Here is a 19,552-nt window from a genome sequence, read left to right as displayed (position 1 = left end):
CCTGTTTTTCATGAAACATGAAATGTATTTGCTTTATTCAATATTTCTTTCGCATCTATAGATAATAAAGAAAGTGTATTTTCTCCTTCAAATGCTACACAATCTTTCACAATATGAAATCCAAGTGCATAGCCAAGCATTTTCGGATACGAGTGCAGTCCATTTAATAAAACATCATGCTCCCTCGTACCTCTCTTTACGCCTATTCGTTCTTGTATTGAATTCCTCCAATAATAAATAGCATCTTCTTTTGAAATGTAAGTAGTCCACGGTGCACATCTTTTTTCTGTATACCTTTCATACACAGCTTGCTCAGCTAACCCTTCCATAATCATCGTATCAAGTAATGTATACTCTGTTTCTTTCGTCTCAATTTGATGTAACCTACATATATGATGGTATTCATGCGTTAATAAAGCTTTTAGTTCCTCTACTGAATTACGTCCACATACGAATAAGAAAATAACGTGACGCATAGATAAGCCAGCCTTCCCGTTATATTCCTCTTGTACAGTTCGATTGTATGAATCTGATAATAAAATAAAGATAGGGACATCTGGACCTTTTAGCCAACCTTTCAATTTTTCATACTCCATGCTAAGTTCTTTCCAAATTTCTTTCTTCTCTAACTCTTTAATTTCCTGCTCCCCCCGCATTACTGGGCGATACATACCTTTAGAGATTAAAAAGCGATACAGCCTCTCTTTTGGCAATGGAATATACTTTGTAAATTTCTCACAAAGCTTCTCTGGACGTCCATAATACAGATGTAACCATTCTGCCGTTTCAACAACCCCCAACCTTCATCCCTCCTTTTCTTATGTATATGCAAAAAAGAAAGGAACGTAAAGGTGATTAAAAATAAATAAGGTGTCTTTTCGTAATACTTTACGAAAAGACACCTTATTGTACATATTATTTATATGCTTTAAATACTAATACTGCGTTATGACCACCGAATCCTAATGAATTACTTAATACAGCTCGCACTTCTTGATGCCTCGCTGTATTTGGTACGTAATCTAAATCACATTCTGGATCTGGTGTTTCATAGTTAATCGTCGGAGGAATTACTCCGTCTGTAATTGATTTAATAGAGAAGATCGCTTCAACAGCACCAGCTGCTCCTAATAAATGACCTGTCATTGATTTCGTTGAGCTAATCGCTACTTTATATGCATGCTCACCGAAAGTTTCTTTAATTGCCATCGTTTCATACTTTTCATTTGCATCTGTACTTGTACCATGTGCATTAATGTAATCAATATCTTTTGGCTCTAGACCTGCATCAGCTAAAGCTTGACGCATCGCACGAACTCCGCCTTCACCGCCAGGAGCAGGCATTGTAATATGGAACGCATCACCAGTTGCACCGTAACCAGCAATTTCCGCATAAATGTGAGCACCACGTGCTAATGCGTGCTCTAATTCTTCAAGAATAAGAATTCCTGATCCTTCACCCATTACGAAACCGCTACGATTTTTATCGAATGGGCGGCAAGCCGTTGCTGGATCTTCATTGAATGTTAATGCTTTCGCTGAGCTAAACCCAGCGAATGCCATACTTGTTAATGGCGCTTCTGCTCCGCCTGTTATCATCGCATCAGCATCACCGCGCTGGATTACTTTAAACGCATCACCAATTGAGTTTGCTCCAGATGCACAAGCTGTTACAGAGCAAGTATTAATTCCTTTCGCTCCTGTAGCGATTGACACTTGACCTGCTGCCATATCTGGAATCATCATTGGTACGAAGAATGGGCTCACGCGGCGCGGACCTTTTTCAGTAAAAATCTTAAATTGTTCTTCGTATGTTTCCATACCACCAATACCAGAACCAACCCATACACCAATGCGTGGTGCATTTTCTTCTGTAATTTCAAGCTTCGCATCCGCAACTGCCATTTTCGCTGCTGCTACTGCATATTGCGTAAAGCGGTCCATACGGCGCGCTTCTTTTTTATCTATATATTTTTCGACTTCAAAGTCGTTAATTTCTGCTGCTACTTTTGCAGGAATTTGTTCTGAATCTATTCTTGTAAGTCGTCCGATTCCGGATACACCGTTTTTAATGTTTTCCCAAGCTGTTTCAACATCTGTTCCGATCGGTGTAACAGCTCCTAGCCCTGTAATTACGACCCTCTTTTTTTCCATACAAAATACACTCCTTTTTTTCTCTCAGTCCTTATTTACCCCAACGAAGAGCTACTGCTCCCCATGTTAACCCGCCGCCAAAACCGACTAGTATAATTAAATCACCATCTTGAATACGTCCATTTTGCAATTCCTCTACCATTGCAATTGGAATTGAAGAAGCCGATGTATTACCGAACTTTTCAATTGTCATACTCATTTTTTCTTTCGGTAAATTTAATCTTTCTCTTGCAGATTCCATAATACGAATATTCGCTTGATGTGGTACTAAGAAGTCCACATCCTCTTTCGTAAGTCCCGCTTTTTCTAACACGCGAAGACAGGAATCACCAAGTTGGCGAACAGCAAATTTAAAGACTTCTCTGCCGTTCATCATAACATACTCGTCTTGATAAAGATGCTTACCGCCACTTCCGTCCGCTCCTAATTCAAAAGAAAGTACACCTTTTCCTTCCGAAACAGCTCCCATTACGATAGCACCTGCTCCGTCCCCAAATAGTACTGCTGTATTTCGATCGTTCCAGTCTACAATTTTAGATAGTTTGTCACTACCAACTACTAATACATTTTTATAAGTTCCCGTTTGAATAAATTGCTGCGCTGTAATCATTCCGTACATAAAGCCAGCACATGCTGCACTTAAATCCATTGCTGCTGCGTGTTTTGCGCCAATTGCTTCTTGGATTACACAAGCTACTGCTGGGAATGCGCGATCTGGCGTTACTGTTGCCACTAAAATAAGATCGATATCCTCTCCGCTAATCCCGGCATCTTCAAGTGCTTTTTTAGAAGCCTCTACCGCCATATATGAAGTATCTATTGTATCATCGGCAATGCGTCTTTCTGCAATTCCCGTTCTCGTACGAATCCATTCATCAGATGTATCTACGATTTTCTCTAAATCGTGATTTGTGACTACTTTTTCTGGCACATATCTTCCGATCCCTAAAATGCCCACGTTCACATCGCAGCCCTCCGTTTTATATCAATTATTATGACTTGGTACTAATTTTAAAACATAAATGTACTTTTGTCTAGAATATATTTCAGCTAAAAAAATAAGACAGCGTATTACTAACTTTATTTTTCATTAAAAGAAACAGAAAAATCCCTATCCTTTCAAAAGATAAACTTCCCAATACTTTTGACCTTACTCCGCTCGCAACAAAAAAAGCCCTTACCGCTTCTATCCACAGCTCGAGCCTCTCTCCCATCAAAAAAGAAGGATTTGGTTTTATTCTTTATCTGCTTTCCCTTCAAAACTAAGACCTTCTCCTCATAACCTTCCACTTTAGCCTCATCATCCCTCTGGTTTTCACTCCACTCGAAACAAAAAAAGGCCCCAACCGCTTCTATCCACGGCTCGAGCCTCTCTTCCATCAAAAAAGAAGGGTTTTTTTATTCTTTATCTGCTTTCCTTCAAAACTAAGACGTTCTCCTCATAACCTTTCCCTTTAACCTCATCATCTCTCTGGTCTTACCTCGCTCGAAATAAAAAAAGGCCCTTACCGCTTCTATCCACGGTTCGAGCCTCTCTTCCATCAAAAAAGAAGGGTTTTTTTATTCTTTATCTGCTTTCCCAAGCTCATATGCTTCGCCCATTACTTTCATCAATAGCTCTAACACCGGCTGTGCTTTCTCCATATCAAGTGCAATTCCATTAGAATCTAAAATTGCCTTTGCTTCTGGTAAATGCTTCATTGCGATTTGTAAAAATTGCATACTTTTTTCGTTCATGTAATCTCTTCCTCTCCATTAAAGCTTTTCAATCAATTATCCATACAATAGTGTAACATGCATGCTACCCTTCGTATAACTCTTTATATTTTTTCATATGTGCCAATTGTTTATTTAAACCGAATTCTACTGGTGTATTTTTTTGAATAGAAATAACCTCTACAGCTTCATCCCTTACTTCCACATTTTTGTTATTTACTTTATCATCTGCATGTAAAAGACTCATACCTTTTTCCCATAACTCTTCTTTTCCACTAAGTAAATTATATATACCGAGGTGTTTTACATTCATTCCATTTTCCCATAAATATTCACATACATCTTCAACGTAAAGTAAATCACTTCCTTTTTCTCCATTTATACAACGGCACTCTTTTTCATCAAGTTCTGATAAAATAAGCTGATGATACATCATAAACGACGGTTGCCACGGCCCATATAATGTAGGAACTCGATATGCACTATATTGTAATTCGCCTTTTTTCAACCCTTCTTCCACTTTCGAAAATAGATGTTTGTTTTCGGATTCTTCAGTGCTTCCTATTTCAATAGAAGAAATTAGATTTAACTTTACTTTATTTTTTTCACACATCCTTACGATTCGTTTTAAATATTGTAATATGACCCTTTCATTCCGAAATCCACTTTGCTGATTCGGTTCATACAAGCAAAAATAAACTGTATCGAAACTCTCTTCCTCTACCGATCGCCATCCATCTTCATCCCTTATAGAATAGTACGTAAATAACGCATTCCGCCCAATCAACAATAATTTCTCTTCATTAATTTTTGTCATACTATCAAATTCATCAAAATCAAGACCATATACTTCTACTTCTTCTGCAATCATTTTATTCACAAGGTGATAACCTACAAACGTAAGTGCACCTATAATCAGCACGCGTTTCATACCACCAACCCTTTCCCCTTGAAACAAATAGCTCCTCATTTATGTATATGGGAGCTTCACAATTCTTCTTCATATTTTTTAAAGAAATCAGTCGTTTGTCTAACCATTTTATATTTCACATCTTGCAGATGGAATAAAACAGAAGTATCGCATTGATTGAATTGCCTCATTTTCTCGTATTTACGTAACAATTGTTTTCTTCCTCTTTTTTCCTGTGTTGAGACAAAAACTTTAACAGGTACACAAGACGGCAGAAGCGCAAATGATTTCTTATTTATTTTTGATTCTAATTCTTCTTCTTTGGAATCATACGCCAAACTTAATTCCTTCACTAATCTTTTGTAAAAAAACTTATGCTCTTTCTCAAAATCCACATATTCTGGTAAATCTAAACACGGATTTAACATAACGACAGAACGTATACATTCAGGGTATTTGTTCATCATCTCCAGTGCTACAAGCGCTCCCATACCATCTGCCATAATGTGCATTTTCGCATTCAACGTCTCTTTTCTTAGAACGACATCATACAAACGTTTTGCAAGACGAACAGCTCGATCGTTTCCCCAATGCCTTCCGTATAAGTTAGATGAAAAGACCGTATAGCCTTTTTCAATAAGGCCCTGTAAAAAATAAGCTCTCCCTGCATGCTGTGTCCATAAACTTGTACCATTCTCAATAAAATAGTTATAATCTCCTAGGAGCATAACAGAAAATCCATTTGGCTTTTCCGGTAAATAAATTACACATGGTTCTTTTTCTAAGTAAAAAAAACGTTCCGTAATACTCATTTTTCCCCCGCCTTATTTTCTAAACGTATAAAAGTACTCTTTTATAATGTATGAACAGAATGCAAATTTGCGTTGAAAAATCTACAAATATTTTTCTATATTCTTTTTTCAATTGTGTTACAATAAGGACAGATTGAACGAATAGAGGTGTAAAATATGCGTTTCATTTGGGCATTAATTTGGTCGTTCGCACTTGTACATATGATGAGCTATGTAATCGGCTCTATGACTGGCGGTACATACGATTTTAACCAAGCGTCTATTTTCTCAGTTGTTCTTGCGGTATTAGTATTAGCGATTGCAGCTGCGATTCCAAACGAGCCAGTAGAACAACACTAAAAAAAGAGTCCGGATTTTATCCGAACTCTTTTTTTACTTCACGCGCACGACTAATTCGTTATTTTCTACATCAACCACTACGTGACTATTGTCAGTAATCACTCCTGCAATTAATTCTCTCGCTAATTTCGTCTCAACTTGACGCTGTACGTATCGTTTTAACGGACGAGCTCCGTACAGCGGATCGAATCCAGCTTCTACAACAAATTCTTTTGCAGATTCCGTCAATTCTAATGATATGTGGCGATCTGCTAAACGCCCTTGTAATTCTTGTACAATCTTATCAACAATACCTTTAATTTCATTCCTTGTAAGAGGTTTGAATAAAATAATTTCATCGACACGGTTTAAGAATTCTGGTCGGAAATGTCCTCTTAATTGTCCCATTACAAGTTCTCTTGACTCTTCTTTAATAGAACCATCTTCTTCTAGCCCTTCTAATAAGTGAGCAGATCCAATATTTGAAGTCATAATAATAACCGTATTTTTAAAGTCTACTGTACGTCCTTGTGAATCTGTAATGCGTCCATCGTCTAACATTTGTAATAAAATGTTGAATACTTCTGGATGTGCTTTTTCGATTTCATCTAACAAAATAACAGAATATGGTTTACGTCTTACTGCTTCTGTTAATTGACCACCTTCTTCATATCCAACATATCCAGGAGGCGCTCCAATTAAGCGTGACACTGCGTGTTTCTCCATATACTCAGACATATCGATACGAATCATTTGCTCTTCACTGTCAAATAATGTTTGCGCTAACGTTTTTGCAAGCTCAGTTTTACCAACACCTGTAGGGCCTAAGAAAATAAATGAACCAATTGGACGATTCGGATCTTTAATACCAGCGCGAGCACGAAGTACTGCGTCTGATACAAGGCTTACCGCTTCCTCTTGACCGATAACACGCTCTGATAAAATTTGTTCAAGACGTAATAATTTCTCACGTTCACCTTCAACGAGTTTTGCGACAGGAATACCAGTCCACCTTGAAACAATGTCTGCAATTTCTTCTTCACTTACTTCCTCGCGTAATAAACGATTCTCTTGTTTATTATGTGCACCCATCTCTTCCGCTTCTTTTAACTCTTTTTCGATAGCTGGAATTTTCCCGTGGCGAAGCTCAGCTGCTTTATTTAAATCGTAATTTCCTTCTGCTTCTTCTAACTCACGGCGCAAGCGCTCTAAATGTTCACGTAAGTCACGCACTTTATGAATGTCTTCTTTTTCTTTCTCCCATTTCGCTCTCATACTACTTGCAACTTCTTTTAAATCCGATAATTCACGTTGCAATGTTTTTAGGCGCTCTTGACTACCTAAGTCCTTTTCTTTCCCAAGAGCAGCTTCTTCAATTTCCAGCTGCATAATGCGGCGCGTTACTTCATCTAGTTCTGTTGGCATAGAATCAATTTCTGTTCGAATTGTTGCACAAGCTTCATCAACAAGATCAATTGCTTTATCGGGCAAGAAACGATCCGAAATATATCGATCTGATAAAACAGATGCCGCTACAATCGCGCGATCATGAATATTTACACCGTGATAAATTTCAAAACGCTCTTTTAAACCACGTAAAATGGAAATTGTATCCTCAACAGTTGGCTCTTCTGCTAACACTTGTTGGAAACGTCTTTCTAACGCTGGATCTTTCTCAATATATTTACGGTATTCATCTAATGTCGTTGCCCCGATACAATGCAGTTCACCACGCGCTAGCATTGGTTTTAACATATTTCCCGCATCCATCGCTCCTTCTGTTTTACCAGCGCCGACGATTGTATGAAGTTCATCAATGAATAATAAAATGCGACCTTCACTCTTTTTAATTTCATTTAATACAGCTTGCAGACGTTCTTCAAACTCACCGCGGAATTTTGCTCCGGCCACAAGTGCACTCATATCTAAAGCGAAAATTGTTCTATCTTTTAATCCTTCTGGGACATCTTTTTTCACAATACGCTGCGCTAATCCTTCAACGATTGCTGTTTTACCAACACCTGGCTCTCCGATTAAAACGGGGTTATTTTTCGTTTTGCGTGAAAGAATGCGGATCACGCGGCGAATTTCACTATCTCTGCCAATTACAGGATCAATTTTCCCCGCTCTTACTTCAGCCACTAAATCACGGCCATATTTTTCTAACGCTTCATAAGTTGCTTCTGGATTTTGACTAGTCACTCTTTGATTCCCCCGAACTGTCATTAAAGACTGTAATAAGTTATCTTTCGTAATATAAAATTTTGCGAATAATTGATTTATATCGCCTTTTTCTTCAGAAAAAGCAAGTAATACATGTTCGATTGAAATGTAGTCATCTCGCAATTTCTCCGCTTCTTTTCCTGCTCTTACAAGCAGTTGTTGCAAAGCACCTGTTACATATAATTTCCCTGCCTCTGCCCCGCTTCCAGTTACAGAAGGCTTCTTCTTAATTAAACTTTCTACACCTTGCTTTAACGCTTCTATATCGACATTCATTTTTTGAAAAATACGTACTGTTAATCCGTCTTGCTGCTCTAATAACGTAAGCAATAGATGAACAGTATCTACTTCTTGATGATGATGAGATACCGCTAAAGATTGAGCACTCATAATCGCTTCCTGTGTTTTCGTTGTCATTTGATTTAAGTCCATCTTTACAGCCCTCCAAATGTTTGACTTTCTTTGACCTTTGATTTGATTATACGCCAACTGACTTTTTTATACAATAATTTTGCTTATGTAGTTCAAACTTATTATTGGAAAAAGAAAAAAGTAACATTCATTTTCCTAATCAAAAAAGCCGCAATAACGATTGCGGCTTCTGTTACGGTTTTCTTTTATATGTCCACTGACGGTTATGATTCGTGTTATCTGGAAACTTTTCACCGGCAGTTAATTGTACCATTTGCGGATTTTTCACCATACTTCCCGTTTCACCAATTTCTACGTAAATGCCATCATTTGGCGCCTTTTGCCCTGAACGAAACCTGCGATTTTGTCCCATTTCCATTCTCCTTCCATGACGTCTTGCCTCATTAGTATATCCATTTTAAAAGAAAGCTTTTCTGTCATGTTTAGGAAACAAGTACTACGGTTTACCCATGTACATATATATAATTACACAAGCTTAAGCAGGAATTATTGGCATATTTGTTGAAAAAAAAGAAACCAACCTACTTTAGGCCAGTTTCAAAGGAGAGTCAAACATATACGAGAAGATTACATGTTCATTATAAGTCGCATCATTCAAACAATGTAACCCTTTTCACAAATTGTACATAATGAAAGAAACATTGTTTGAACTTTCTAAAAAGATATTGACTTTTCCTAATTTCCAACGAGAAATAGTAGACACCACAGCGCTTCGCGACGTAAGATGGATATATAGTGAAACTTTCATCTACAGTAGTTTCACCCAGTCTAACCTCTTATTTCTGCATATAAAAAACGGAAATACAGATAGAATCAAAAAATTTATTATAAGAGGTGAAATTATGAACAAACAACATTTAATCGCATTAGACTTAGACGGAACTTTATTAACAGACAACAAAATAATTTCTCCAAGAACGAAAAACACAATTGCAAAAGCAAAAGAACAAGGACATATTGTCGTTATTTCAACAGGGCGTCCATTCCGCGCTAGTTACGATTATTATAAAGAACTTAGCCTTAACACACCAATCGTAAACTTTAATGGAGCTTACGTGCATCACCCTCTTGATTCAAGTTGGGGAACACATCACTCTCCTCTTGAACTTTCAACAGCGCAAGAAATCGTCCGAGCTTGCTTTGATTTCGGCGTGAAAAATGTCTATGCTGAAGTCATCGATGATGTGTATGTCCGTGAAATTGATGAAGATAAAAAACATATTTTTGAATTCGGTTCTCCAAAGATTTTCACAGGAGATTTATTAAATATTTTAAACGACCATCCAACTTGCTTATTAATCGATGCACATGACGAGCATTCTGCTGCAATTCGCCAACATTTAACAGATATGCATGCTGAAGTCATCGACCATAGAAAATGGGGTGCGCCTTGGCCAATTATTGAAATTGTAAAAAGCGGATTAAATAAAGCTGTCGGATTACAAAAAATTTCAGGCCATTATAATATTCCTAAAGAGCGAATTATCGCTTTTGGTGATGAGGATAACGACTTTGAAATGATCGAATTTGCTGGTCATGGAATCGCAATGGGTAATGCGATTCCTGAATTAAAATCACTTGCAAATCATACGACATTAACGAATGAAGAAGATGGTATCGCTCTATATTTAGAAGAGGTTCTTGGATTGTAATCTAAAAATTCCCTGCTTATAGTTTCTCGCCAAACGCTCATACTATTATTAGACGCAAGAGAAAGCGCGTCAATTGTTTTCAGCTAAATAAAGGGGGTTTTTCGAATGGGTAAAAAGAACAAATCAAAGCGTTTTATCCAGCAAGGAGCCGATGCTGTTATGAAGCATGATGCAAGATTCCCGTACAGAGGTACATTAGCTGAGGCAGAAAAAGCGAGAAGTAACTCTTCATTTGGAGGGGTTTAAATGGGGAACTTACTATTCCAACAAGCTAGAGACGCTGTTTCAAGTGCCGTTTCTTGTTCAAGTGGCGCTGAACAACAGGAACTCGTTTATAGAGCAAAAAACTCTTTGCACTCTGCTTATGCAAACTCTTCAACTGCTGAAAAAGTTCAGCTACGTGAAATGCAGGAGCAATTGCAAAACATTACGAATTCGCATTAAAAAAGGAGGACCAGCTTTGGTCCTCCTTAATCTTTTCTAAACAATCCAAACACACCGACCGTTTGCAGTATATTTGTAAATGCACCTGGGTCCACTTGTTTAATAACCCTCTCTAATTCGTACAACTCGTAACGAGTAATAACAATCATTAACATTTCTTTATTTTCATTTGTATAAGCACCTGTTGCTGGTATAGTTGTAATCCCCCTCACTAAGCGAGAGTGAATCGCTTTTCGCACATCTGCCCCGTTCTTTGTAACAATTAATGCCGTAATCTTCACATGACGGGTATGAATCGCATCAATAATTCTCGTTGATACATACAAAGTGACTAAAGTATATAATGCCTTCTCCCATCCATACACGTAGCCAGCAGCGATAATGATAAGTGCATTAAAGAAGAAAAAATACGTGCCGACAGGCTTATCTTTTATTTTTGATAAAATCATAGCAATAATATCTAGACCACCTGTAGAAGCCCCCCACTTTAAAGCAACCCCTACCCCAATCGCTGAAATAATCCCACCAAAAATCGCATTCAATATAATATCGTGCGAAACCGCTCTAACTGGGATAATTTCTAAAAACAAAGTCATAAATACAACACAAAGAAAACTAAAAAATGTAAAGGCCTTCCCAACCTTTTTCCACGCTAAAATAACGACAGGAATATTAAACAAACTAAACAATACCCCCGTAGATATATGAATAGATAAAAAGTCACCTAATATTTGTGACAATAATTGAGACAATCCAGCAAAACCACTCGCATACACTTTCGCTGGTGTTAAAAATAAATTCATCCCAATCGCATTTAATAAACCCGCAATAATTACAACGACTAACTTCTTAATAAGTTCAGTATAATTCAGCTTCAAATCCATTTCTAATCCACCTTTAGTATTCATAAATGCACCGCTATACATAGTCTTTACGAAAAAGGAAATGATAAACATACAACGTTTAGAAATGGAGTTGATACATATGCCACATACTAGCGATAACGACAAAAAAGCACGCGACAATAATGCAAAGCGCACTCAAAAAAATGAACAAGAGCAAAAAAATATTCAGCAAGGAAAACGTGCATATTCTAAGAAAACCGATCACCTTTGATTACATCGTACATCAACGTTAATGTTGATGTACTTTTTTTACATTTTACAGGGAAAAAACATTAAAAATTCACTTCATGTTCACTTCTATATTCTACAATAGCGATAACATATTCGGATGAGGTGTTAGCATGAAAGGAAAAAGTACATTCATTATCACTGCACTAATAAGTATATTAATGCTATCTGCTTGCGGACAAAAAAATGACTCGGCCACAATCGCTACAACAACAAACTCAACCATTACGAAGAGCGATTTCGAAAAACAATTGAAAGATCGATACGGAAAAGACACGCTATACGAAATGGTAGCACAAGATGTTATTACTAAAAAATATAAAGTATCTGATGATGCAGTAGATAAAGAAGTAGAAAAAGCAAAAGATCAATATGGAGAACAATTCAAAGCAACACTAGAAAATAATCGTTTAAAAGATGAAGAAGATTTCAAAAATCAAATTAAATTCAAACTTGCATTGAATGAAGCGATTAAACAAAGCGTTACAGAAAAAGATGTGAAAGACCACTATAAACCAGAAATTAAAGCTAGTCACATTTTAGTAAGTAACGAAAATGAAGCGAAAGAGATAAAGAAGAAATTAGATACCGGCACTTCATTTGAAGAATTAGCAAAACAAGAATCTCAAGATTTAGCATCAAAAGATAATGGCGGAGACCTCGGATACTTCGGGGCAGGAAAAATGACACCTGAATTTGAAAAAGCTGCCTACAAATTAAAGCCCGGCCAAATTAGCAATCCCGTAAAATCACCAAACGGCTATCACATTATTAAACTAACTGATAAAAAAGATTTACAACCTTACGATAAAGTGAAAGACTCTATACGTAAAGACTTAGAAGAAGAACGTCTTGCCGACCCTTCCTTCGGTCAAAAATTATTACAAGATGAATTAAAAAAGGCGGATATTAAAATAAACGATAGTGACTTGAAAGATACATTTTCTCATCTTTTTGGGAAAGAGAACTAAAATAAAGCACAATCTTATTTTTTCAAATAAGGTCGTGCTTTTTCTTCAGACTTTTATAATGCCAATTGATGTGATCTAGTTCTGCCTCTACTTCGATTAATATATCTATTAAGTCGTCTTTATTTTACTGAACGCAAAAAGAACTACCTCCTCCCTAATAAACTTAGAGAAAAAATAGTTCTTTTTCATTTATCTTATTTCTTAAAGTAAGTCCAGCCTTCTTCTTGGTAAATCTTTTCTTCTTTCATCAGTTTACCAAGTGCGCGCTTAAAGGCAGCTTTACTCATATTGAAACGTTCTTTAATGTCTTCTGGGTTGCTCTTATCCCAAAACGGCATCGCTCCGCCTCGTTCTTCCATATATGCATAAAGTACTGCTGCATCATCTTCCATTCCTTCTTCTTTACGAGGAAGAAGTGAAATGTTAATTGTACCGTCATCTTTTACGTCAATAATACGACCTGTTACGCGCTCACCGATGCGGACTTGTTCTTTTCTTTCTGTATGGTGTAAGAAAGCACGGAAATGCTCGTCAGTTAGTATGAATGAACCAACTTGAAGTGAGCGATACACACGTCCATTTACGTTTTTATTACGCATAGATGGCGTTGCATCTACGATAATTTCTTGCATATCACTGTCTCTTGCCGGAAGAGCGATTAAACGATCACGATTCGTTAATTTTAACGTACAATATAATTCGTCGCCTTCTTGAGGCCATACTGGCATATAAATTGGAAACTCATCAAGTGGAATTAGTATATCTTTTGATACACCAATATCAACAAACACACCTAAACTAGGAATAACTTCTACAACCTTTACCCAATTCCAATCATGTGTTGTAATAATTGGTTCCTTCATTGTTGCTGAAATACGATTTTGGTGATCAAGGTATAAGAATACATCAATCGTATCGCCTTCTGCAATTTCTCCAGCTAATTCGTTTTTATGTAGGAAGATTTCTTCCTCTTCGTTTCCAACCATATATCCGATTTCCGTTTCGCGTAAAACAGTTACCTGTTCAATCGATCCTAATTGCAAATACATATTTTTTAATTCCCTTCTCTATATATAAAGTTATCTTTTTTATCATTCCAAACAAAAGTTAATTATAACACGATTTTTCCTTTATTTGTCCAACTGCCCAAAATTCACTATAATTAAATAAAGACTGTATCTATAGGACTATATTCCCCTACGGATGATCCGTCAAAACACTTAAGTTGCAACACTCTATCTAATCGATGTATTTTCCGCTATACTTTAATATGTATATTACATAGCCTATTTAGGTGCATGAAAAGATAGAAATTTATTTGGAGGTGCTAACTATGGCAAAAGAGAGTTCTTTTGACATCGTTTCGAAAGTAGAATTACCTGAAGTAACAAACGCAATTAACATCGCATTAAAGGAAATCCAAAACCGATATGACTTTAAAGGTAGTAAAAGTGATATTAAATTAGAAAAAGAAGTACTTGTTTTAACTTCTGATGACGAGTTCAAATTAGACCAAGTAAAAGACGTTCTAATTTCTAAGCTTGTAAAACGTAACGTTCCAATTAAAAACTTGGACTACGGAAAAGTTGAAACTGCATCTGGTAATACTGTTCGCCAACGTGCAACTCTGCAACAAGGTATCGATAAAGATAACGCGAAAAAAATTAACAACATCATTAAAGAAATGAAATTAAAAGTAAAAACGCAAGTACAAGATGACCAAGTACGCGTAACAGCGAAAAGCCGTGATGACTTACAAGCAGTAATCGCAGCCGTTCGCAGCGTCGACTTACCAATCGACGTACAGTTCATTAACTACCGCTAAGAAAAAAGATCCTCTATCTATACAGAGGATCTTTTCTTTTTAACCGCAATTAAAAAAGCAATAAATAATACGTTCACACCGACTATTAAGGAGATAAACAACCAATTCACACCTGTTTCTTCGCTAACTTTATACACATTCGACTCTTCGCGCTTTAAAACAAGATAAAACTTTCCGTTTTCTTCTCTTATAATTTCGTCTTCTAACAATCCTCTTAACTCTTGTTTTTCACCAATTGCACTTACAGGTAAGGAAACCTTTTTCGTCTCTTTCGTATTATTAATCGCTACTAGTGTTACTTCATCTTTATACTTTCGTTTTAATATACTCATTCCATCTTTATCATATAGAAGTTCAAACGTACCACGTCGTAAAGATGGTCTCGCTTGTCTAAGTTCACCTAGCTTCGTTATGTGCTGCATAAACTTCTCATCAGATTTGAAATCCATTAATCGTCTATTATCTGGAGCATCTCCCCCATCTAATGCGATTTCAGTTCCGTAATAAAAATTCGGTATCCCCGGGGATGTTAATAAGTAAGTGATCGCTAGTTTTAAACGAGACGGTGGGTAATACATATTTTCTTTTGCAATACGTGCAAATCTCTTTGTTTCTTGATTATCTAAAAACGTAGCGAATTCCTCTTCTTTTCCGCTCACATCATATAAAGGTTTCACAGACATATCTGCTTTTGAAAATGACTCTACTATTTTTTTATAGTACTCATTATCTTCCTTTGTCATAATGCGAAAATCTTTCTTTACCTTCTGCAAATCCTTTTGCACTTCATCCCAAAAAGCACGCGGCTTTTTTTCACTATGTATCACATAACTTCCGTCTAAATCAACTTCTTTTATCCACCATTTCATCGAGTCTATTAATTGTTGCTCATTTTCTGCATACGGAAATTGAAAGACAACTTTCATTCCTTTTTGATGAGCCACTTTTACAAGTTCTTTCACATCATTTTCTGTTCCGAAATGTTCATTTACTTTTTGAAAGTTTCGAACGCCTAATCCATCATACTTTTCACTTTCAAAAAGCGGCGAAAGCATAATAGTAGTAAATCCCATTTCTTTTATGTAGTCCAATCTTTTTATAATCCCTCTTATATCTCCGCCCTGATACCCTTCTAAATTACCAACGTCTAACTGTTTGTCATTTTTCGGTTCTCCGTTATTAAAGCGATCAATCATAATGGAATATATAACTTCATCTCGCCATTCCCTTTTTTCTTCCGCAAAAGTATGTACTGGTACAAACAAAATAACAGCTAAACAAAAACAAATGAATAGTTCCTTAGTCCATATTTTTTTCACACGCATCCCCCAAACTTCTAATTGTAAGAATATTATACCAATTATTAGAACAAATCGCATACGTTGATTTTATCCATCCAAAATACCTAATGTTAGATTTTCTAACATCACTTAAAAAGTTTTCTGAATTTTTAGTTGATTTTTCTTTTTATTTCGAATATGATATGAAACATAACAAGACGATGTTATTTTTTCTAACATCATAGGAGGAGAGAGAATGAATACGGGAGATACAGTTTTTATGTTTGTAACGACAGTAATGGTCATGTTGATGACACCAGGATTGGCACTTTTTTACGGGGGCATGGTTCGCAGTAAAAACGTACTCAGCACGACAATGCATAGTTATAGCGCAATGGCTATCGTTTCGATTCAATGGATTGTTATCGGCTATTCTTTATCATTCGGACCAGATTGGCACGGACTTATCGGCAATCTCGATTGGTTCGCTCTAAACGGAGTTACCTACGCACCAAATCCAGACTACTCATCTACTATTCCTCACAATTTATTTATGATGTTCCAACTCATGTTCGCTATTTTAACTCCCGCTTTAATTTCAGGTGCATTCGCCGAAAGAATGCGATTTTCTGCCTTTCTTATTTTCATCCTTCTTTGGACAACAATCGTTTACAATCCTGTCGCTCATTGGGTATGGGGCGTTGGCGGATGGCTGAGAGAACTCGGCGCGTTAGACTTCGCTGGCGGTAATGTCGTTCATATCACATCTGGTGTTGCCGGTCTTGTATTAGCTATTTTCCTAGGAAAACGAAAAAACATAAGCGGCACCTCTCCTCATCATTTACCATTTACAATGTTAGGCGCAGGCTTACTCTGGTTCGGCTGGTTCGGTTTTAACGTCGGTAGTGCATTATCTTTAAATGACGTAGCTTTAACTGCATTTATTAATACAAATATAGCCGCCGCTGCCTCAGCTCTAACTTGGATGCTTTCTGAATGGTTCTTCCAATCGAAGCCGACTGCGATGGGAGCTGCTTGTGGGGTTGTTTCTGGTTTAGTCGCAATTACGCCGGCTTGCGGATTCGTTACACCTTTCTCCGCTCTTCTTATCGGAGCAATTGGCGGTATATTATGCTTTGGCGCTGTCTTCTTCTTAAAAACGAAGTTCGGATACGACGATACACTCGATGCATTTGGATGCCACGGCATCGGAGGAACTTGGGGTGGTATTGCAACTGGACTATTTGCAACCACTACTGTAAACGGTGATGGCGCTAACGGATTATTTTACGGAAACGCAGCTCTCCTTTTCAAACAACTTGTAGCAATAGGAGCAACATATGCATTCACAATCATAATGACGTATGCCATTATTAAAGCGATCAACTTCTTCCTCCCTGTTCGAGTCGATGAGCATGAGGAACATATGGGGCTTGATATTTCGATGCATGGTGAGAAAGCTTATGAGTATACTGAGCGAGTGAACTAAAAAAAGAGAGGCAATCTATTGGTAGTAGATTGCCTCTCTTTTTATTGTACAGGGCGGCAGCATACCCCGCCTTGTATTTTCGTAAATATATCAACGTTTTTTTCAAATATATCGATTTACCAACAAATTCCGACATAACTAAAACGAAAAATACCCTGCATGATTTTACACAAAAAAGACGACCGTTTAACAGTCGTCTTTTCCTATTTATTTCGGAGTATTCCCTACATATTGCGTAATATCAACATTTAAAGCTTGCGCTAAGCGTATTCCATACTCTTGATCTGCACGGAAGAAATTACAAACAGCTAATAATTTCGTGCGCTCATTTACGTCTTTTAAGTCATTTGTTAAGTTTGCAATTAAGTTTTCTTGCTCTTCTTTAGAGAATGAACGGTAACGCTCACCCGCTTGCTTGAAATCATTTGGTTTGTCAATTTTTTCACGAGATACGTAGCCTTCTACTTTCATAGTTGAATCGCGGTAAGTTGGGTCTTCAACTGGATTTTCAGTATGACGGCTCGGTTCGTAGTTTATTGTAGATGGGTTTTGATCCACTTGCATCGCACCATCACGTTGTTGATTACGAACAGCTGCGTATGGGCAGTTTACAGGAATTTGTAAATAGTTTGCACCAAGGCGGTAACGCTGTGTATCTGGGTAAGAGAATAAACGACCTTGCAATAATTTATCTTCAGATGGTTCAATACCATTTACAGTTGCACTTGGAGAGAACGCCACTTGTTCTACTTCCGCAAAGAAGTTTTTCGGGTTACGATTTAACGTCATCGTCCCTACTTCAATTAATGGGAAACGATCTTCTGGCCATACTTTCGTCGGATCTAATGGATCGAAATCTAAAGAATCCGTTTCTTCTAGTTGCATCACTTGTACGTGTAAATCCCACTTCGGATAATTTCCTTTTTCGATTGCATCGAATAAATCACGAGTTGCATGATTGAAGTCTTTTCCTTGCACTTGCTCGACTTCTTTTGCACTTAAGTTACGCACACCTTGCTGTGGCTTCCAATGATATTTAATGTAAACAATTTTACCTTCTGCATTAATCCATTTAAATGAATGTACGCCGAATCCTTCCATTTCACGGTAGTTTGCCGGTGTACCATAATCAGAAAATACCCACGTCATCATATGTGTAGATTCTGGAGTTAACGTCATGAAATCCCAGTAACGATCTGGTGTTTGAACATTTGTATCAGGTGCTGGCTTTAATGAATGCACCATGTCAGGGAATTTAATTGCATCACGAATGAAGAAAACTGGTAAATGGTTACCTACGATATCGTAGTTTCCTTCTTCTGTATAAAATTTAACAGCGAACCCACGCGGATCACGAGCTGTCTCTGGAGAACCTTGGCCATGAATAACCGTTGAGAAACGAACGAATACAGGTGTTTCAGTTCCTTCATTTTGTAAAAACGCTGCTTTCGTATATTGCTTCATGCTGTTTTTCGTTACGAATACGCCGTGAGCACCTGCACCACGTGCATGCACAACACGCTCAGGAATACGTTCACGATCAAAGTGAGCAAGTTTTTCTACTAAATGATAGTCTTCTAACAATACTGGTCCACGGCGACCAGCTGTACGAGAATTTTGGTTATCTCCAACTGGAGCACCTTGATTTGTTGTTAAGCGATTATTTGGATTCATCAGGGGGATCCTCCTCTTTCTTTTATAGTAATTATTATTTATTTAAAATTATTATAAACTAATTATTATTCAAAATTAAATCCTTGTCAACTATTTCCTTTATTTTTTTGGAAGCAATTTCAGCTAAACAATCAATAAATACAGATTGTGAATTGGGCATATTTAGTCTAAAATATGTGCCATTTAATTCATCAGTTACAACTTTACATTCATAATCGGTGTCATATAAAACTTCTAAATCGAGCAATGTGTTTTAAACCTAAGTAACAAACAAATTCATACTCTGTAAACATTTTATTCATTGAATCTGTTAATTTATGCGCCTGCTCTTTCATTATTTTCCCAAGCGGTGAAATTCCACTAATTGCTTTATACCGTCCGATTAAATTTTGGAGCGCTTCTTCAGAGATGGCTTACGCCCATGACGAATGTGAGTATAATAAGCTTCTACATCATCTAATGACTCCGGTGTTCCATATGCCATTACAAGCAAACCTATTTTCTTCTTCGTCATCTATA

At 37.1% G+C, this 19,552-nt stretch carries 21 protein-coding genes and 1 pseudogene; 8 read left to right on the top strand and 14 right to left on the bottom strand.

The features are described 5' to 3' along the window. Positions 1-8 precede the first annotated feature (8 nt). The 7 genes from NSQ69_RS06145 to NSQ69_RS06115 all read right to left on the bottom strand — a co-directional run bounded on the left by NSQ69_RS06145 (position 9) and on the right by NSQ69_RS06115 (position 5,592). The gene (locus NSQ69_RS06145) at positions 9-800 is read right to left on the bottom strand and encodes a DUF2268 domain-containing protein (protein WP_002030365.1); all 792 of its coding nucleotides are present in this window, start codon (positions 798-800) and stop codon (positions 9-11) included. A gap of 115 nt (positions 801-915) precedes the next feature. Beyond that, entirely contained in the window at positions 916-2,154 is a 1,239-nt protein-coding gene (gene fabF / locus NSQ69_RS06140) for a beta-ketoacyl-ACP synthase II (RefSeq protein ID WP_002030364.1), read from the bottom strand. 31 nt (positions 2,155-2,185) lie between these two features. Next, positions 2,186-3,118 carry a beta-ketoacyl-ACP synthase III gene (gene fabH / locus NSQ69_RS06135; protein ID WP_001100550.1) on the bottom strand — a complete coding sequence of 311 codons (933 nt, stop codon included), beginning with the start codon at positions 3,116-3,118 and terminating at the stop codon, positions 2,186-2,188. A gap of 155 nt (positions 3,119-3,273) precedes the next feature. Continuing rightward, on the bottom strand, positions 3,274-3,534 hold the full coding sequence (locus tag NSQ69_RS06130) for a hypothetical protein (RefSeq protein WP_033708146.1): 261 nt from the start codon (positions 3,532-3,534) through the stop codon (positions 3,274-3,276). Positions 3,535-3,714: 180 nt separating this feature from the next. Continuing rightward, positions 3,715-3,891 (bottom strand): ComZ family protein, encoded by a 177-nt coding sequence (locus NSQ69_RS06125; RefSeq protein ID WP_002011319.1) that lies wholly within the window; start codon positions 3,889-3,891, stop codon positions 3,715-3,717. Between the two features lie 64 nt (positions 3,892-3,955). Beyond that, positions 3,956-4,828 carry an NAD-dependent epimerase/dehydratase family protein gene (locus NSQ69_RS06120; protein WP_002086991.1) on the bottom strand — a complete coding sequence of 291 codons (873 nt, stop codon included), beginning with the start codon at positions 4,826-4,828 and terminating at the stop codon, positions 3,956-3,958. A 29-nt stretch (positions 4,829-4,857) separates the two neighbouring features. Beyond that, positions 4,858-5,592, bottom strand: a complete 735-nt coding sequence (locus NSQ69_RS06115; RefSeq protein ID WP_002030268.1) for a hydrolase — start codon at positions 5,590-5,592, stop codon at positions 4,858-4,860. A 156-nt stretch (positions 5,593-5,748) separates the two neighbouring features. On the opposite strand from NSQ69_RS06115, the gene NSQ69_RS06110 reads away from it, so the two are divergent. After that, a complete protein-coding gene (locus NSQ69_RS06110) occupies positions 5,749-5,931 on the top strand; it encodes a YjzD family protein (RefSeq protein WP_001211111.1) in 183 nt (60 codons plus the stop codon). A gap of 33 nt (positions 5,932-5,964) precedes the next feature. Here the strand turns inward: NSQ69_RS06110 and clpB are convergent, their stop codons facing one another. Both clpB and NSQ69_RS06100 read right to left on the bottom strand, forming a co-directional pair. Next, the gene (gene clpB / locus NSQ69_RS06105; protein WP_003187936.1) at positions 5,965-8,565 is read right to left on the bottom strand and encodes an ATP-dependent chaperone ClpB; all 2,601 of its coding nucleotides are present in this window, start codon (positions 8,563-8,565) and stop codon (positions 5,965-5,967) included. 172 nt (positions 8,566-8,737) lie between these two features. Then, entirely contained in the window at positions 8,738-8,917 is a 180-nt protein-coding gene (locus NSQ69_RS06100; RefSeq protein WP_000531422.1) for a YjzC family protein, read from the bottom strand. 490 nt (positions 8,918-9,407) lie between these two features. Here NSQ69_RS06100 and NSQ69_RS06095 point away from each other — a divergent pair, with 490 nt between their 5' ends. The 3 genes from NSQ69_RS06095 to NSQ69_RS06085 all read left to right on the top strand — a co-directional run bounded on the left by NSQ69_RS06095 (position 9,408) and on the right by NSQ69_RS06085 (position 10,661). Next, complete coding sequence (locus NSQ69_RS06095; protein WP_002030271.1) at positions 9,408-10,217, top strand: Cof-type HAD-IIB family hydrolase; 810 nt, start codon at positions 9,408-9,410, stop codon at positions 10,215-10,217. A 105-nt stretch (positions 10,218-10,322) separates the two neighbouring features. Continuing rightward, complete coding sequence (locus tag NSQ69_RS06090; RefSeq protein ID WP_000516816.1) at positions 10,323-10,463, top strand: hypothetical protein; 141 nt, start codon at positions 10,323-10,325, stop codon at positions 10,461-10,463. After that, a complete protein-coding gene (locus NSQ69_RS06085; RefSeq protein ID WP_002011309.1) occupies positions 10,464-10,661 on the top strand; it encodes a DUF3813 domain-containing protein in 198 nt (65 codons plus the stop codon). A 26-nt stretch (positions 10,662-10,687) separates the two neighbouring features. Here NSQ69_RS06085 and NSQ69_RS06080 read toward each other — a convergent pair whose 3' ends face one another. Next, positions 10,688-11,545 (bottom strand): YitT family protein, encoded by an 858-nt coding sequence (locus NSQ69_RS06080; RefSeq protein ID WP_002125914.1) that lies wholly within the window; start codon positions 11,543-11,545, stop codon positions 10,688-10,690. Between the two features lie 100 nt (positions 11,546-11,645). Here NSQ69_RS06080 and NSQ69_RS06075 point away from each other — a divergent pair, with 100 nt between their 5' ends. Then, entirely contained in the window at positions 11,646-11,777 is a 132-nt protein-coding gene (locus NSQ69_RS06075; RefSeq protein ID WP_001120851.1) for a DUF3941 domain-containing protein, read from the top strand. A 130-nt stretch (positions 11,778-11,907) separates the two neighbouring features. Further along, entirely contained in the window at positions 11,908-12,765 is an 858-nt protein-coding gene (gene prsA, locus NSQ69_RS06070; protein WP_002011303.1) for a peptidylprolyl isomerase PrsA, read from the top strand. Between the two features lie 194 nt (positions 12,766-12,959). Here the strand turns inward: prsA and NSQ69_RS06065 are convergent, their stop codons facing one another. Beyond that, positions 12,960-13,814: a CvfB family protein gene (locus NSQ69_RS06065; RefSeq protein WP_002011240.1), complete on the bottom strand. Its 855-nt coding sequence runs from the start codon at positions 13,812-13,814 to the stop codon at positions 12,960-12,962. Positions 13,815-14,098: 284 nt separating this feature from the next. On the opposite strand from NSQ69_RS06065, the gene NSQ69_RS06060 reads away from it, so the two are divergent. Further along, a complete protein-coding gene (locus tag NSQ69_RS06060) occupies positions 14,099-14,590 on the top strand; it encodes a YajQ family cyclic di-GMP-binding protein (RefSeq protein ID WP_002030284.1) in 492 nt (163 codons plus the stop codon). Positions 14,591-14,607: 17 nt separating this feature from the next. Here NSQ69_RS06060 and NSQ69_RS06055 read toward each other — a convergent pair whose 3' ends face one another. Continuing rightward, positions 14,608-15,969: an alpha-amylase family glycosyl hydrolase gene (locus tag NSQ69_RS06055; protein ID WP_002125908.1), complete on the bottom strand. Its 1,362-nt coding sequence runs from the start codon at positions 15,967-15,969 to the stop codon at positions 14,608-14,610. 157 nt (positions 15,970-16,126) lie between these two features. Here NSQ69_RS06055 and NSQ69_RS06050 point away from each other — a divergent pair, with 157 nt between their 5' ends. Next, on the top strand, positions 16,127-17,359 hold the full coding sequence (locus NSQ69_RS06050) for an ammonium transporter (RefSeq protein WP_003187921.1): 1,233 nt from the start codon (positions 16,127-16,129) through the stop codon (positions 17,357-17,359). Positions 17,360-17,566: 207 nt separating this feature from the next. Here the strand turns inward: NSQ69_RS06050 and katB are convergent, their stop codons facing one another. After that, complete coding sequence (gene katB / locus NSQ69_RS06045; protein WP_078202957.1) at positions 17,567-19,033, bottom strand: catalase KatB; 1,467 nt, start codon at positions 19,031-19,033, stop codon at positions 17,567-17,569. Between the two features lie 58 nt (positions 19,034-19,091). Beyond that, positions 19,092-19,547, bottom strand: a pseudogene (locus tag NSQ69_RS06040) (ferrochelatase). Between the last annotated feature and the right edge of the window lie 5 nt (positions 19,548-19,552).

The sequence above is a fragment of the Bacillus sp. FSL R10-2201 genome, from assembly GCF_038008665.1.
GTDB classification, from domain to species: domain Bacteria; phylum Bacillota; class Bacilli; order Bacillales; family Bacillaceae_G; genus Bacillus_A; species Bacillus_A mycoides.
Note: the sequence above shows the minus strand (reverse complement) of the source record. Positions and strands in the feature narration are given on the sequence as shown.

What these genes read in the sequence shown, in the direction of transcription:
- fabF (WP_002030364.1), bottom strand. Translation starts at nt 2,154, where the DNA reads ATGGAAAAAAAGAGGGTCGTAATTACAGGGCTAGGAGCTGTTACACCG.
- NSQ69_RS06130 (WP_033708146.1), bottom strand. Translation starts at nt 3,534, where the DNA reads ATGGAAGAGAGGCTCGAGCCGTGGATAGAAGCGGTTGGGGCCTTTTTT.
- NSQ69_RS06125 (WP_002011319.1), bottom strand. Translation starts at nt 3,891, where the DNA reads ATGAACGAAAAAAGTATGCAATTTTTACAAATCGCAATGAAGCATTTA.
- NSQ69_RS06115 (WP_002030268.1), bottom strand. Translation starts at nt 5,592, where the DNA reads ATGAGTATTACGGAACGTTTTTTTTACTTAGAAAAAGAACCATGTGTA.
- NSQ69_RS06110 (WP_001211111.1), top strand. Translation starts at nt 5,749, where the DNA reads ATGCGTTTCATTTGGGCATTAATTTGGTCGTTCGCACTTGTACATATG.
- clpB (WP_003187936.1), bottom strand. Translation starts at nt 8,565, where the DNA reads ATGGACTTAAATCAAATGACAACGAAAACACAGGAAGCGATTATGAGT.
- NSQ69_RS06100 (WP_000531422.1), bottom strand. Translation starts at nt 8,917, where the DNA reads ATGGGACAAAATCGCAGGTTTCGTTCAGGGCAAAAGGCGCCAAATGAT.
- NSQ69_RS06095 (WP_002030271.1), top strand. Translation starts at nt 9,408, where the DNA reads ATGAACAAACAACATTTAATCGCATTAGACTTAGACGGAACTTTATTA.
- NSQ69_RS06090 (WP_000516816.1), top strand. Translation starts at nt 10,323, where the DNA reads ATGGGTAAAAAGAACAAATCAAAGCGTTTTATCCAGCAAGGAGCCGAT.
- NSQ69_RS06085 (WP_002011309.1), top strand. Translation starts at nt 10,464, where the DNA reads ATGGGGAACTTACTATTCCAACAAGCTAGAGACGCTGTTTCAAGTGCC.
- NSQ69_RS06080 (WP_002125914.1), bottom strand. Translation starts at nt 11,545, where the DNA reads ATGGATTTGAAGCTGAATTATACTGAACTTATTAAGAAGTTAGTCGTT.
- NSQ69_RS06075 (WP_001120851.1), top strand. Translation starts at nt 11,646, where the DNA reads ATGCCACATACTAGCGATAACGACAAAAAAGCACGCGACAATAATGCA.
- prsA (WP_002011303.1), top strand. Translation starts at nt 11,908, where the DNA reads ATGAAAGGAAAAAGTACATTCATTATCACTGCACTAATAAGTATATTA.
- NSQ69_RS06065 (WP_002011240.1), bottom strand. Translation starts at nt 13,814, where the DNA reads ATGTATTTGCAATTAGGATCGATTGAACAGGTAACTGTTTTACGCGAA.
- NSQ69_RS06060 (WP_002030284.1), top strand. Translation starts at nt 14,099, where the DNA reads ATGGCAAAAGAGAGTTCTTTTGACATCGTTTCGAAAGTAGAATTACCT.
- NSQ69_RS06055 (WP_002125908.1), bottom strand. Translation starts at nt 15,969, where the DNA reads ATGCGATTTGTTCTAATAATTGGTATAATATTCTTACAATTAGAAGTT.
- NSQ69_RS06050 (WP_003187921.1), top strand. Translation starts at nt 16,127, where the DNA reads ATGAATACGGGAGATACAGTTTTTATGTTTGTAACGACAGTAATGGTC.
- katB (WP_078202957.1), bottom strand. Translation starts at nt 19,033, where the DNA reads ATGAATCCAAATAATCGCTTAACAACAAATCAAGGTGCTCCAGTTGGA.